The 14,245-nt window shown below is 60.3% G+C and carries 14 protein-coding genes; 2 read left to right on the forward strand and 12 right to left on the reverse strand.

Annotated elements, in window-relative coordinates; genetic code table 11:
• Window positions 1–11: 11 nt before the first annotated feature.
• The 8 genes from murB to Z945_RS0117500 form a co-directional block, all read right to left on the reverse strand.
• On the reverse strand, window positions 12–944 hold the full coding sequence (gene murB, locus Z945_RS0117460; RefSeq protein ID WP_025053383.1) for a UDP-N-acetylmuramate dehydrogenase: 933 nt from the start codon (window positions 942–944) through the stop codon (window positions 12–14).
• 31 nt (window positions 945–975) lie between these two features.
• A complete protein-coding gene (locus tag Z945_RS0117465) occupies window positions 976–1,260 on the reverse strand; it encodes a hypothetical protein (RefSeq protein WP_025053384.1) in 285 nt (94 codons plus the stop codon).
• Window positions 1,260–1,523 (reverse strand): DUF2484 family protein, encoded by a 264-nt coding sequence (locus tag Z945_RS0117470; protein WP_025053385.1) that lies wholly within the window; start codon window positions 1,521–1,523, stop codon window positions 1,260–1,262. The genes Z945_RS0117465 and Z945_RS0117470 overlap by 1 nt, the downstream gene beginning before the upstream one ends.
• Entirely contained in the window at window positions 1,520–1,771 is a 252-nt protein-coding gene (locus Z945_RS0117475; RefSeq protein WP_025053386.1) for a DUF2484 family protein, read from the reverse strand. The genes Z945_RS0117470 and Z945_RS0117475 overlap by 4 nt, the downstream gene beginning before the upstream one ends.
• A gap of 319 nt (window positions 1,772–2,090) precedes the next feature.
• On the reverse strand, window positions 2,091–3,512 hold the full coding sequence (gene murC, locus Z945_RS0117485) for a UDP-N-acetylmuramate--L-alanine ligase (RefSeq protein ID WP_025053388.1): 1,422 nt from the start codon (window positions 3,510–3,512) through the stop codon (window positions 2,091–2,093).
• Window positions 3,509–4,609, reverse strand: a complete 1,101-nt coding sequence (locus tag Z945_RS0117490; RefSeq protein ID WP_025053389.1) for a UDP-N-acetylglucosamine--N-acetylmuramyl-(pentapeptide) pyrophosphoryl-undecaprenol N-acetylglucosamine transferase — start codon at window positions 4,607–4,609, stop codon at window positions 3,509–3,511. The genes murC and Z945_RS0117490 overlap by 4 nt, the downstream gene beginning before the upstream one ends.
• A complete protein-coding gene (gene ftsW, locus Z945_RS0117495) occupies window positions 4,606–5,775 on the reverse strand; it encodes a putative lipid II flippase FtsW (RefSeq protein ID WP_025053390.1) in 1,170 nt (389 codons plus the stop codon). The genes Z945_RS0117490 and ftsW overlap by 4 nt, the downstream gene beginning before the upstream one ends.
• A 141-nt stretch (window positions 5,776–5,916) precedes the next feature.
• Window positions 5,917–6,441: a redoxin domain-containing protein gene (locus Z945_RS0117500; protein WP_025053391.1), complete on the reverse strand. Its 525-nt coding sequence runs from the start codon at window positions 6,439–6,441 to the stop codon at window positions 5,917–5,919.
• A 108-nt stretch (window positions 6,442–6,549) separates the two neighbouring features.
• Between Z945_RS0117500 and Z945_RS0117505 the strand changes: the two genes are divergently transcribed.
• Window positions 6,550–7,728: a BaiN/RdsA family NAD(P)/FAD-dependent oxidoreductase gene (locus tag Z945_RS0117505; RefSeq protein WP_025053392.1), complete on the forward strand. Its 1,179-nt coding sequence runs from the start codon at window positions 6,550–6,552 to the stop codon at window positions 7,726–7,728.
• Here Z945_RS0117505 and murD read toward each other — a convergent pair.
• On the reverse strand, window positions 7,715–9,115 hold the full coding sequence (gene murD, locus Z945_RS0117510) for a UDP-N-acetylmuramoyl-L-alanine--D-glutamate ligase (RefSeq protein ID WP_025053393.1): 1,401 nt from the start codon (window positions 9,113–9,115) through the stop codon (window positions 7,715–7,717). The two genes, Z945_RS0117505 and murD, sit on opposite strands and share 14 nt — an antisense overlap.
• Before the next feature lie 66 nt (window positions 9,116–9,181).
• On the opposite strand from murD, the gene Z945_RS0117515 reads away from it, so the two are divergent.
• Window positions 9,182–10,105 carry a glutaminase gene (locus tag Z945_RS0117515; protein ID WP_037971142.1) on the forward strand — a complete coding sequence of 308 codons (924 nt, stop codon included), beginning with the start codon at window positions 9,182–9,184 and terminating at the stop codon, window positions 10,103–10,105.
• Window positions 10,106–10,205: 100 nt separating this feature from the next.
• Here Z945_RS0117515 and mraY read toward each other — a convergent pair whose 3' ends face one another.
• Genes mraY through Z945_RS0117530 form a run of 3 tightly spaced genes read right to left on the reverse strand, consistent with a single transcriptional unit; the run spans window position 10,206 to window position 14,236 of the window.
• Entirely contained in the window at window positions 10,206–11,288 is a 1,083-nt protein-coding gene (mraY, locus tag Z945_RS0117520; RefSeq protein WP_025053395.1) for a phospho-N-acetylmuramoyl-pentapeptide-transferase, read from the reverse strand.
• A 42-nt stretch (window positions 11,289–11,330) separates the two neighbouring features.
• Window positions 11,331–12,758 (reverse strand): UDP-N-acetylmuramoyl-tripeptide--D-alanyl-D-alanine ligase, encoded by a 1,428-nt coding sequence (locus Z945_RS0117525; RefSeq protein ID WP_025053396.1) that lies wholly within the window; start codon window positions 12,756–12,758, stop codon window positions 11,331–11,333.
• Window positions 12,755–14,236 carry a UDP-N-acetylmuramoyl-L-alanyl-D-glutamate--2,6-diaminopimelate ligase gene (locus tag Z945_RS0117530; RefSeq protein ID WP_025053397.1) on the reverse strand — a complete coding sequence of 494 codons (1,482 nt, stop codon included), beginning with the start codon at window positions 14,234–14,236 and terminating at the stop codon, window positions 12,755–12,757. The genes Z945_RS0117525 and Z945_RS0117530 overlap by 4 nt, the downstream gene beginning before the upstream one ends.
• Window positions 14,237–14,245: the final 9 nt, after the last annotated feature.

Raw genomic sequence — 14,245 nt, forward strand, 5'->3', positions numbered from 1 at the left:
TTTTACGCGCTTCAGGCTCCGGTAACGTCACCAACGCGCATAATTTCCCACTTTAGTCTTATCCCGCAGGAATCGTAAACCTTTTTTCGCACCTCTTCGCCCAATCCTTCAAGGTCTGCAGCGGTGGCCGTGCCGGTGTTGATCAGGAAATTGGGATGTTTGGGCGACATTTGTGCGCCGCCAAGCGTAGCCCCGCGCAGGCCAGCCTCGTCGATAACCTTCCACGCCTTCAGGTCATGCACGTCATCCGCCTGCCCCGTCGATGAAAATCCGGCAGGATTGCGAAAGGTGCTGCCCGCGCTGCGGTCCTTGGTGGGCTGGGTCGCATCGCGTTTGGCCAGTTGATCGGTCATGCGGTTATGTAGAGCATCGGAATCTCCTGCAGGAGCTGCGAGCCGCACGGAGACGATCACCGCGCCTTCGGCCAGATCGCTTTGGCGGTAGGCGAAGTTCATATCCTCTGCCGTTAATGTTACTAGTGACCCGTCGCGCAGCACAGCTTGCGCCGAGACAAAATGATCGGCCAGATAGCTGCCATAGCAACCCGCGTTCATCCGCACCGCCCCACCGATGCTGCCGGGAATGGTGCGCAGGAAGGTCAGGTCCAACCCTGCATCCGCCGCCTTGCGGGCCACATGGGCATCAAGTGCTGCTGCACCAGCGGTGACATGGCCCTTTTCGATCTCGATCCGGTTGAAACCCCGGCCCAACCGGATCACGACTGCCCGCAACCCGCCATCCCGCACAATCAGATTGGAACCGACTCCCATCGGAAAGACCTGCACGTCCTGTGACAAAGCAGTCAGGAAATCTTGCAAATCCTCCAGATCCGCCGGCTGGAACACCCAATCTGCAGGCCCGCCAACGCGCAACCATGTCAGATCGCTGAGTGGTTTTTGTGGTGTCAGTGTGCCGCGTACGGGGGGAAGGGTCATATCCGTCATGGCCTCTGTGTCATCCGCATTGCAGCCGCCGTCAACCCAGCGGGTCAGACACGCGGCTGTCGCGCCAAGCCCGCGCAATGCGACCCGCAAAACCACCAATGAAAAAGGCGCAGACCCCATAGATCAGCGCCGCGGTCAGCGCCATTAATACATTTACCTCGAAAGGATGCGCCTGCAAGCCAAAGACCATCCACGACAAATTTAGTGCAAGTCCGGCCAAAAGCACGCTTAAGAAACGCAGATACCGCCGCGTGAAACCGCAGGCGGCACAGGCGAGCATCCAGACCACTAGGATGCCAAACAGCAGTAAACCCATTATTCCGCGGGTCCACGAAAAGGAGTCTTGGACCGTAGCCAGCGTCCCAGATAGATCACCGGCCAGCGCAGGATCGAACAGCCCCCCGCCAGCATCAGCAGCCCGATCCAGGGACCATGCTGCACCGTGACATACCCCAACAGCGGGATGCCAAAGGCGATCAGCACATAGGCATTGCGCCAGTGGTTGTCGCGACTGGGCGTCATCGCCAATAGATTGGCAATCACCGCCCAGAAACAAGCCAGTGTCAGAGATAGGCTCACTGAGGCACCTGCGGATTTTCACCGCGCAGCTTGGCCCAGATGAACATCAGCGGATTGCGGAACATCGACCCGAAAGCGGCCAACGCCAGAAGCGCCATGAACCAGCCCACTTGAAAAGCGATCAGCACGATCAGTACCGGTGCCGCCAGCAGCAGGAAGCTGCCCGGCAAGTACTGCTGTCGCATCGGTAGCATCGCCACCCCGGCGGATGCGAACACCCATAGAATGCAGATTAATAGAAGCGTCATGCCGTCTCCTTTCGAGAGTGGTCCCAAACTGCGCGTGATAGAGTCCCCACAACCAGTCCGACGAGAGACCATTGGAGGATAGGCCAGGCAATCGTCAGGATGGGCGGCGTTGTCACGGAGACAAGAGCGAACACAGGGCCGACCTCGTATCCTTCGACCACGGCCCGCAAGACGAAATAGACGTAGGGCAAACAAATCGCGAAAAGCGTTACGGTGACCAACAAGATCGCGGCCTTTGCAGGGCCTGCAAAGATCGAAACACACAAACTCATTATAGGAACCGCAACTAGCGCGACCGCGACTATGACCGCGACAAAATTCACGCCGCAGCGCCCTTGAGTGCCGCCAGTTTTTCGGGGAGGCCGTTGGCCCATGCGCTGATTGTACCGGCACCCAGACAAACAACCATGTCGCCCGGCCCCGCCTGTTCGCGGACCAGCCGCGCCAGATCGGCCTCATCGGTGACAGCGCGGGCATGGCGGTGGCCATGGCGGATTAACCCTGCCACCAGATCGTCGCGCGATGCGCCTTCGATCGGATCTTCGCCAGCGGCAAAGACCTCGGCAATGCCCACCACGTCGGCATCGTTGAAACAGGCGCAGAATTCGTCGAAGTGATGGCTTAGCCGCGAATAGCGGTGCGGCTGATGTACCGCAATCACACGACCTTCGGTAGCCTGCCGTGCGGCCTTGAGTACGGCGGCAATTTCAACCGGGTGGTGGCCGTAATCGTCGATGATGGTTACGCCTTCGACCTCGCCCACCCGGGTGAAACGGCGGTTGACCCCGCCAAAAGCCGCGAGGGCCGCTTTGATCTCTTCCAGCTTCATGCCCAGATGCCGTGAGACCGCCACAGCGGCCAAGGCATTCGATACGTTGTGATCGCCAGGCATCGGCAGGGCGCAGCCTTCGATCACTTTGTCTTCGGACTGTAGATGAATGTCGAAATGCGCGATGCCGTTTTTGTAGTGCAGGTCCTTGGCCCGCACATCTGCTTGCGCGTTAAAGCCGTACGTCATCACGCGGCGGTCGGTGATCTTGCCCACCAGCCGCTGCACCTCTTCGTGGTCGGTGTTGCACACGGCCAAACCGTAGAAAGGAATGTTGCTGACGAAATCCAGAAAGCCCTGTCGCAGTGTGTCAAAATCGCCCCAATGCTCCATATGCTCGGGGTCTATGTTGGTCACGATGGCGATGGTTGCGGGCAAGCGATTGAAGGTGCCGTCGCTCTCGTCGGCCTCGACCACCATCCATTCGCCCTGCCCCATCCGCGCGTTCGAGCCATAGGCGTGAATGATCCCGCCGTTCACCACCGTTGGGTCGATGCCGCCCGCCACCAGCAGTTCCGCGACGAGCGTCGTCGTCGTGGTCTTGCCGTGGGTGCCAGCGATCGCAATGTTCGACTTCAGGCGCATCAGCTCGGCCAGCATCTCGGCCCGGCGTACGATGGGCAGACCGGCCAGACGGGCGGCGTCCAGTTCTGCGTTACCGGGCTTGATCGCTGACGAAATGACGATCACCTCAGCACCTTCGATGTTCTCGGCCCGCTGACCTTCGAACACCGTGGCACCCAATTTCTTTAGCCGATCGGTGATCTTGCTTGCCTTCAAGTCGGACCCCTGAACCGTATAGCCGTGGTTCAGCAACACTTCGGCGATGCCCGACATGCCGATCCCGCCGATGCCGACGAAATGAATGGGGCCCACATCCGTGGGCAGTTTCGTGGCCGCCGCTGCGTTCATGTCGTCTTTCCTTTCTCTGCCAAAGCCTCGACCATGCTGGCCAAAGCCTCTGCCGCTTCGGGCTTGCCTACCGACAAAGCTGCATTTGCCATCTGCAACGCCCCTTTGGGATTGCTCAGTATCAATTCGATTTGTGCCGCCATCGCCTCTGGCGTAGCGGTATCCTCGGGCATCAGCACTGCGGCATTGGCATCTACCAGCCCGCGGGCATTCGCTGTTTGCTCATCCCGGATCGCAGCCGCCAGCGGGATCAGGATCGACGGGCGCCCGATGACCGACATATCAGCAACGGTGGAAGCCCCGGCCCGTGTTATGACCAGCTGCGCTTCTGACATGCGGCGCGGTACATCGTCAAAGAAGGGCTGCACCTCGGCGCGGATGCCATTTTCGTTGTAAAAGGCGGTCACACGTTCGGCGTCCTCATCGCGGGCCTGATGACTAACTTTGATGTTTTTCAGCATATCCATCGGCAAGGCGGCAATCGCAGGCGGCACCACATCGCTGAGGATACGCGCGCCCTGAGAGCCGCCCATCACCAACAGGTCCATCGGATAATCGCCCGGCGGAATATATCCGGCACCTGCCCGTTCCAGGATCGAACCGCGTACCGGGTTGCCCACATGAACGCCGTCGACACCGTCAGGCAAAGCCGTTGGCCAAGTGCCGCAGGCCACCTGATCGACGCGCTTGGCGAAAAGCTCGTTTACCCGGCCCAATACGCCGTTTTGCTCGTGGATCATGCGCGGGATGCGCAGCAGTGTTGCCGCCCCAAGCGCCGGGATCGAGGGGTAGCCGCCAAAGCCCACGACAACGCTGGGCTTGTCCCGCAGCATCCGCCAGATGGCCCCCAGTGTGCCCATTGCAATGCGCGGTGCGACCATCGCCTTGGCCAGCAATCCGCCCCGTGCAAAGGTCGCTGAATTCACTTCCACAATCTCGACTGCATCGGGGAAACTGCCAGTATAGCGCGCGCCTCGGGCATCCGTACTGAGCCGCACGCGCCAACCGCGCTGCAACATCACTTCGGCGAGCGCCTGAGCAGGGAACATGTGCCCGCCGGTGCCGCCTGCCGCGATGATCAAAAGAGGGGCTTTCATCTCATCCGTCCCCGACCGAGAAGATCCGAAATCTGACCTTGAGGCCGCGAGCGGGTAAAGGCCAGCAGCATGCCCACGGCAATGCCACTGGCAATCACAGAGGAGCCACCATAGCTGACGAATGGCAAGGTCATGCCCTTGGCTGGCAAAAGGCGCACGGCCACACCCATGTTGATCATCGCCTGCACACCGAACATGCAGGCAAGGCCGGTACCGGCCAGCCGGATAAAGGGATCACGCTCGCGCACCAGTCGAAGAAGCGACCGCACGACAACAGCTGTGTAAAGCGCGATGATGCAGATTACCAAAACCATGCCGTATTCCTCGGCGGCCACGGCGATGATGAAATCGGTATGCGCATCGGGCAAAGACCATTTCACTTCGCCTTCGCCCACGCCTACCCCGAACAAGCCGCCTTCGCGGATCGCGTTGGTGGCATAGCCAAGCTGTGTGGTCGGATCGACATCGGGCGAGAGAAAGCCGTCGATACGGCGGGCGAAGTGTTCGGAGTTGGCATAGGCAACCGTCCCTGCAACCACGACCAATGCCGCCATGCCCACAAGCAAAACCATCGGCGCGCCGGACACAAAATACATCACGCCCCAGCCAAAGAGCACAAGACAGGCCTGTCCGAAATCGGGCTGCAAGGCCAGCATCAACACAATGGCGATACACAGCGCAAAGGACCACGCCTTGCCAGGCGGGCCGTTGATCTCAAGACTGGCAGCCATCATCCAGCCCGCAGCCACGACAAAACCGGGTTTCAAAAATTCGGACGGTTGGATGGAGGCAAAGCCAAGCGAGTACCACCGCGTGGCCCCTTTGCCGAAATCAGTCCCGAAGAAGGGTAGCAAAGCCAAACCTACAAAGGCCACGAGGAAACCGATCACCGCCAAGCGGCGGACCACAACCGGCGACATCATCGAGGTCAGCAGCATCGCCATGATTGCAAGACCGCCAAAAACCGCCTGTCTTTGGACATAGTGAAACGGCTCAAAACCATTGCGCTCGGCCAAAGGCACAGAGGCCGCAAGCCCCAAAAGCAATCCGACGCTGAACAACATCAACACGCAGGACAACGCCCAACGGTCTACCGTCCGCCACCATTTTGGAAGAATAGGTTCACCGTCCTGTACCGGAACGGTGCCATGCGCCATCGCTGTCATGACTGATCTGCCTTACACTGCCTCGAATGCCCCAAAGGGCGCCCCCTTCTGGAGGTCTATCCGCGTAGCGTAGACGATTATTGGACCGCAATCCAGCGATTTCCGCCGCAGATCGGCACCTGCGGCGGACTGGCCTGCCGCCTATGCGGCCTGGTGTGTGCCCCGCACGGGGTAGTCATTGGCCCGAACGAACTTGATCCCGTTCGCAAGGCTTTGCAGATCGGGCCGCGCAAAAGGTGCGTTGGACACATCCAAAATCTGGATGTTGCCCTGCCCGTTCACGACAAACACCGCCGGTTCAGCAAACGGCCGATCTGTTTCCTTCGGGCTGCGCGGATCGCTAATGTAGAGGCCAAGCTGTCGCATCTGCGCGATGCTCAGATCATAACCCATCGCAAGCGACAGGTCTTTTTCCTCGGTCATCGCTTGCGCCTTGTCCTGCGGATCGCCCGAGACCACCACCACATCGACACCCTGATCGGTAAATTCTGATGTCATTCCATCGAGTTCTGCGAGGTACTTCTTGCAGATCGGACAGTGCAATCCACGGTATACAACTACCAATTGCCAGTCATGCCCGTTTTGAGGCACCCCCAAGGTGAGTGAGCCGCCGCCCAGCTTTGCGACTTCAATGCTCGGGAATGCTGAGCCTGCTGTGAGTGTCATGTCGATATCCTTTCTATTGCTTGTAAGGTACATGTGCCCCGCCACCCGCGGCAGCAAGTCCGCTCACGCCAACTTGACCCTCGTGTCAGGGCATGGGATGCCGCGCGGATGCAATATGATACCGTGATCATAGGGGCCGGTGCCGCCGGCATGATGTGTGCTGCCCATGCGAAAGGCCGCGTGCTTGTGGTGGATCACGCAAAGGCACCGGGCGAAAAGATCCGCATTTCCGGCGGTGGTCGGTGCAATTTCACCAACATGTATTGCGCGCCTGAAAATTTTCTCTCCGCCAACCCGCATTTCGCCAAATCCGCGCTGGCCCGCTACACCCAGTGGGATTTTATCGAACTGGTGGACCGCCACGGCATCCCCTGGCACGAAAAGACGCTGGGACAGCTTTTCTGCGACACCTCGGCCAAAGACATCATCGCCATGCTACGCCGCATGATGGAAGATGCGGGCGCAGAGCTGCGCCTCAACACTGGCGTGAACCGCATCGAAAAGCGCGCGGGCGGGTTTAGCATCGCACTGCAATCCGCTGATAACGTGCAAGAAGTCAAAGCAGTTAATCTTGTCATCGCAACGGGTGGCAAATCCATCCCCAAGATGGGCGCGACAGGCTTTGCCTATGACATCGCGCGTCAGTTCGACATCCCTGTGACCGACACCCGTGCCGCCCTCGTGCCGTTCACCTTCGCCGAAGGCCGCTTTGCCGAAATTTCCGGGACTGCTACTCCCGCCAAAGTCACCGCAGGCGGCACGACTTTTGAAGAGGCGCTGCTGTTCACTCATCGCGGCCTCTCCGGCCCGGCCGTCCTGCAAGCCTCGAGCTATTGGCGCGAAGGCGAAGCCGTAACGGTCAACCTCTGCCCCAAGGGCGATCTACTCGACAAATTGCGCGACCAACGCCAAACGGCAGGCCGCAAGAATTTCACCACCGAGCTGGCCCGCCACCTGCCCGCCCGACTGGTCGATCACCTGAGCACCCAAATGGACCTCAGCGGCAATCTGGCCGATTGGAGCGATACACGGCTGACTGCGCTGACCGATACACTCGCCGCATGGGAACTGCACCCCAGCGGCACCGAAGGATACCGCACCGCCGAAGTCACCCTTGGTGGCATTGACACCGATGCGCTATCGTCCAAAACGATGGAAAGCAAATCTGTCCCCGGCCTCTATTTCATTGGCGAAGCGGTTGATGTCACCGGCTGGCTTGGCGGGTTCAACTTTCAATGGGCGTGGTCATCGGGCGTGGCCACCGCCCGCGCGATCAACGGGCAGTAACCTTGGCCACCTGTGCGGCGAAATCTTCGCCGCGCCGCTCGAAACTGTCATATTGATCAAAGCTGGCCGCTGCGGGGGCCAGCAGTACCACATCCCCGGCCTCTGCCTCAGCCACCGCACGGGCGACAGCCTGCTCCATCGTGCCACATACCTCTGCCTCGACCTCCAGCTGCATGGCAAAGCCTGCGGCCTCGCGCCCGATCACATAGGCTTTGCGCACCGACCCTACGGCCCCTGCCAACCCTTCCAGCCCACCTTCTTTTTCCAGCCCGCCGCAAATCCAGCGGATGTTCTGGAATGCCGCCAGCGCTTTGGCGGCGCTATCCACATTGGTGGCCTTGCTGTCATTGACAAAGCGCACGCCACCCATCTCTGCAATGGTCTGCGAACGGTGCGGCAAACCGCCAAAACTGTGGAATGCCGCCTCGATCACTTTGGGCGCAAGCCCCAAGGTGCGGCAGGCCGCATAGGCGGCACAGGCGTTCTGGTGGTTGTGTGACCCCGGCAGCCCCGCGACGGTGCGCAGATCAATCGACGCAATCTGTTTGCCCTTGCGCACCTCGGCTAAAAACCCCTTGCGAGCATAAACCTGCCAGCCAGCCCCGGTCAATTTGCGATCAACAGAAACACGGATCACCCGGTCGTCCGCCGGTCCCTCGCTTAACTGACCGGCCAGAAAACGCCCCTCAGGCTCATCCACCCCGATGATGGCACGGTCCGGACCTCCCTCAGCAAATAACCTGCGCTTGGCAGCGAAATAGCCACCCAGCCCGTGGTGCCGGTCCAGATGATCGGGGCTGAGGTTGGTAAAGACTGCCACATCCGGCGTCAGGTTACGCGCCAGATCGGTTTGATAGGACGACAGCTCCAACACCACGACCTCGCCGTCGATGGCCGGGTCCAGATCCAGCACACCGCGCCCGATGTTGCCCGCCAGTTGGCATGGCCGCTGCACATGGCTGAGAATATGATGGATCAGCGCCGAAGTTGTGGATTTACCGTTTGACCCCGTGACCGCGACAACTCTTGGCATAGTCTCGAAACTGTTCCACGCCCCCGTGGCAAAGCTTTGAAAGAACAGGCCGATGTCATTGTCCACCGGTACACCAGCCTCCACTGCGGCGGCGACCACAGGGTTTGGTGCGGGATAGAGATGCGGAATACCGGGGCTCACGATCAAACGCGCGATCCCATCGAAATCCGCAGCAGAGCGGAACGGCATAGTGGTAAACCCTTCGGTTTCAGCCCGCGCCCGCGCCTCTGGGTTGTCATCCCAACACAGCGCCTCCGCGCCGCCTTCGCGCAGGGCCCGTGCCGAACTTAGCCCCGAACGGCCCAGCCCCAGAACAGCAACGCGGCTTCCTTGCAAACCCTGTACTGGAATCATCACGCACCCCCTGCTAAGTGTCCGGCGCACAATGGCGGCACAGGCCCCCCTTCACAAGGCACAGACATGGCAATTTCCGATCTTCAAGAGCGGCTTACCGATCTCGATGCCTTTCAGCGGGCCACCGGCGATTGGGGCATACCCGCCAATTATATCCCCGAACTGGCCAGTATCGACACCGAGCAGTTCGCCATCACCGTCGCCACAGCGGATGGCCAGATCTTTAGCGCAGGCGACGCAGACACCCGGTTTTCTGTTCAATCCATCACCAAGATTTTCACCCTCGCCATCGCATTGGGTCGGGTGGGCGATCAGTTGTGGAACCGGGTCGGGCGCGAACCCTCGGGTCGAGCCTTCAACTCCATTGTGCAGCTTGAGCAGGAACGCGAACAGGGCCGCCCGCGCAACCCTTTCATCAACGCAGGCGCCATCGTCACCACAGACGAGATCCTCTCGGGCCGCGCCCCCCGCGATGCGCTGGCCGAGATCGTGCAGTTCGTGCGCACCGCCGCCGAAGACGATGACATCCACATCAACAACATCGTCGCCGCCTCCGAAATCGAACACGGCCATCGGAACTTTGCGCTCGCGCACTTTCTCGCAAGTTGCAATAATCTCAAGAACCCGCCGGAAATGACGCTTGGCACCTACTTCCACCACTGCGCCATCGAAATGACCACCCAGCAGCTGGCCATGGCAGGCCGGTTCCTGATGGATGCCAACTGTGGGCCGCGCCTGCTGTCAACCGCACGCATCCGGCGGCTGAACGCCCTGATGCTGACTTGTGGGCACTACGACGGATCGGGCGATTTCGCCTACCGCGTGGGCATCCCCGGCAAATCCGGTGTGGGCGGCGGTATCCTGGCCATCGTGCCAGGGCAGGCCTCGATCGCCGTCTGGTCGCCGGGGTTGAACCGCTATGGCAACAGCCAACAAGGCACCGAAGCACTGGCCCGTCTGGCCAGTCAAATGAACTGGTCGATCTTCTAGGCGGCACCCTCGACAAGAAGCAAAAAGCTCCCTTTCTCTTTTTGGCCCTATATCCCGCGGAGGTCTGGAGGCAGAGCCTCCAGAGGCGCATCTGCGCCTGCTACCGCACTTTCAGCGTAGCCAGACCGATCATGGCGAGGATCAGCGAGATGATCCAGAACCGGATCACGATCTGCGGCTCTGCCCAGCCCTTTTTCTCATAGTGGTGATGGATCGGGGCCATCAGAAACACCCGCTTGCCGGTGCGCTTGAAATAGAGCACCTGAATGATCACGCTCAACGCTTCTACAACAAACAAACCGCCCACAATCGCCAGCACCAGTTCATGTTTGGTCGCCACGGCAATGGCCCCAAGCGCGCCGCCAAGCGCAAGTGAACCCGTGTCGCCCATGAACACAGCCGCAGGCGGTGCGTTGTACCACAGAAACCCGAGGCCCCCGCCAAAAAGGCCTGCGGTAAAGATCAGAATTTCACCCGTCCCCGGCACATAATGCACATCGAGGTATTCGGTAAAATCGACGCGCCCCACAGCATAGGAAATCACGCCCAGCGTACCCGCCGCGATCATCACCGGCATGATCGCCAATCCGTCCAGACCATCGGTCAGGTTCACCGCATTGGCAGACCCGACGATGACAATGACCGCAAACGGCACGAAGAAATATCCCATATTGATGAGTGTGTCTTTAAAGATCGGCAGCGCCAGCTGGTACTGCAAAGCCTCCGGATGATAGGCCGCGGCCCAGAACCCTGCTGTCGCTGCAATCAGAAAACCCAGCAAAAGCCGCAGCTTGGAGGAAACACCCGTGGTATTCTGTTTGCTGACCTTCGCATAGTCATCGGCAAAACCGATGGCTGCAAAGCTCATCGTCACAAAAAGCACCAGCCAAACAAAAGGGTTATCAAGCCGCGCCCAAAGCAGCGTCGAGGTCAAGAGCGCCCCGACGATAAGTAATCCGCCCATCGTAGGCGTGCCTGCCTTGACGAAATGCCCTTCTGGACCATCGTCACGAATGGGCTGACCCTTGCCCTGCCGCCGGCGCAACACAGCGATGAGCGGCTTGCCAAACAGAAACCCGAACACCAAAGCCGTCAGAAACGCACCGCCCGCCCGAAAGGTGATATAGCGGAAAAGGTTAAAAAAGTCGCCGCCATCCGACAGCAGGGTCAACCAATAGAGCATTCAATGCGCACCTTTACATCATCTTGTGGGCCGCACACCCATCTATCCATTCGCACTGCGATGGCCCATTTTGCGGATGGCGTCAACGATTGAGCCGAGTTTCATCGACAAAGACCCTTTTGCCAACACCACGTCGCCGCTGTCCAAATGCCCCCGCAAACCTTCGACCATCTCTTGCGAGGTTTCTGTCCAGCGCCCGCGTTGATGCTCTGGCAGCAGGTCATAGAGCGCCTGCATTTCCGGTCCGATGCAATGCACCACATCCAACGCCTTCAACGCATCAAGATGCGCCAAGCCCGCATGCAGGGCTTTAACTTCCGGTCCCAACTCTTTCATATCGCCGAGAAAAGCAATCCTGCGGCCCTTGCTGACACGCCCTATATCATGGGTCACGGCAGAGGCGGCCAGCACCTCAAGTGCGGCAGCCATCGAGGTGGGGTTGGCATTATAGCTGTCGTCAATCAGATCCAGCGTCAGATCGGTTTCAACCTCATCCAGAATGATCGTCTCGCGCACCCCGCGTCCCTGATAAGGCGACCAGCGGCCCAACGACCCTGCGGCCAGCGCCAGGTCACCGCCCAGTGCCTGCACCACGGCCAAGGCCCCCAGACCATTCATCGCGAAATGCCGCCCCGGTGTCGCGATTTTGAAAAGCAATGGCGTGCCATCCGCATCGGCCTGAACAACCGTTGCTTCCGCTTGAACATCTACACTCAACAGCTTGAAGTGAAAGCCATGTTCCCCAAACTCAATCTCGCGCAGGCGGCGGTCTACCGCCTTGGCCATCAGGATAGCGGCATGTTCGATATCGGCATTGATCACCGCGACACCGCCGGGGTTGACCCCCTCAAAGATCGAGGCTTTCTCGACAGCAATCCCCGCCACATTTTCAAACGCTTCCAGATGCGCCGCCGCCACAGTCGTGACCATAGCCACATCTGGTGCCGCCATCCGCGCCAGCGGGGCAATTTCGCCGGGATGGTTCATGCCGATCTCGATCACCGCATATTCGGTATCCGAAGGCATCCGCGCCAGCGTCAGCGGCACGCCCCAGTGATTATTGTAGCTGGCCACCGATGCGTGGGTCCGCCCTTGATCGCCCAGCATTGCCAGCAGCATTTCCTTGGTCGAGGTTTTGCCGACGCTGCCGGTCACCGCCGCCACTTTGGCCGATGTCCGCGCCCGCGCCGCCAGGCCCAAAGCTTCAAGCCCCGCCAGCACATCTTCGACAATCAACAAAGGCGCATCCGCCGGCACGCCATCGGGCACATACGCGACCAACGCCGCCCCTGCCCCTTTTGCCAATGCCTGAGCGACAAAATCATGCCCATCGCGCACGTCTTTCAAAGCCACGAACAAATCACCCGGTTCCAGCGTGCGCGTATCAATGGATACGCCATCACAAGTCCAGTCGCCCTGCGCCTGTCCGCCCGTAGCCTTCGCCGCCTCCGTATGAGTCCACAAGCTCATGCCAGTCTCCCGTCCAGCGCCGCCACCGCAACGCTTGCCTGTTCCACATCATCAAAAGGCAGCACATCATCCCCGATGGTCTGACCGGTTTCGTGCCCCTTGCCCGCCACCAACAACGCATCGCCCGGACCAATGGCATCAACCCCACGCAGGATCGCTTCGGCGCGATCGCCGACCTCCGTGGCGTCCGGCGCACCTTCCATTACGGCTGCACGGATCGTGGCAGGGTCTTCGGAGCGGGGGTTGTCATCCGTCACGATCACCAGATCGGCATGTTCAGCCGCAGCCGCCCCCATTAGAGGTCGCTTGCCTGCGTCCCTGTCACCGCCCGCACCGACAATCGCCACCAGCCTACCCATCACATGCGGCCGCATGGCTTGCAGCGCGGTGGCAACGGCATCCGGCGTATGGGCATAATCAACAAAGACCGCAGCCCCGTTGTCGCGGGTCGCGGCCAGTTGCATCCGGCCCCGTACCGTCACCAGATGCGGCAGTGTATCGAACACATGCGCCGGATCGGCACCGCAAGCGATCACCAGCCCGCAGGCCAGCAGCACATTCTCGGCCTGAAACCCACCAATCAGATCCAGCCGCTTTTGATAGTCCTTGCCACCATAGGAGAACCGCAGATCCTGCCCCGTCGCATCAAAGCGTTGGCCCTTAAGATGCAGATCACCGCCATCACGACCCACAGTCATCACCGCACAGCCCCTTGCGCGGGCAATCGCCGTCATGTCCACGCCTTTGGGATCGTCGATGTTGATGACGGCCGTGCCGTCTTCGGGCAAGACGCGGGCAAACAGCCCCGCCTTGGCATCAAAGTACGCCTCGAAGGTCGCGTGGTAATCCAGATGGTCTTGTGTGAAGTTCGTGAACCCGGCAGCTTTCAAGATCACGCCATCAAGCCGCCGCTGGTCGAGCCCGTGTGAGGAGGCCTCCATCGCGGCATGTGTGATGCCATTGCTCGCCGCTTCCGCCAAAGTCCGGTGCAGGGTGATCGGTTCGGGCGTGGTATGGGCCAGCGGCGCGGTCCATGCGCCCTCAACCCCGGTGGTGCCCAGATTGACCGCTGACACGCCCATCTCGATCCAGATTTGACGCACAAAGGTCGATACGGAGGTTTTGCCGTTAGTGCCTGTCACCGCCACCATCGTTGAAGGCTGCGCGCCAAACCACAAAGCGGCAGTGCGCGACAAAGCCTCGCGGGGGGTGTCGCTGATCACGACGGTGGTCCCTGCCTCGGCCATCACATCACGGGCAATCTCGGCCCCGGCTGCATCGGTCAGCACGGCCACCGCCCCCATGCGCACAGCATATTGAATGAACTCGGCCCCGTGCATACGACTGCCCGGCATGGCGGCAAAGAGAAACCCCGGCTTGACCGCACGGCTGTCCACCGCCAGCCCGGTGATCTGGGGATTCCCGCCGCCGCGACCCGTAAGCCCAAGCGAAGAAAGCGAAACGGAAGGGCTGCTCATGGGCGTTGT

This window comes from Sulfitobacter noctilucae, assembly GCF_000622365.1.
Classification (GTDB): Bacteria; Pseudomonadota; Alphaproteobacteria; order Rhodobacterales; family Rhodobacteraceae; genus Sulfitobacter; species Sulfitobacter noctilucae.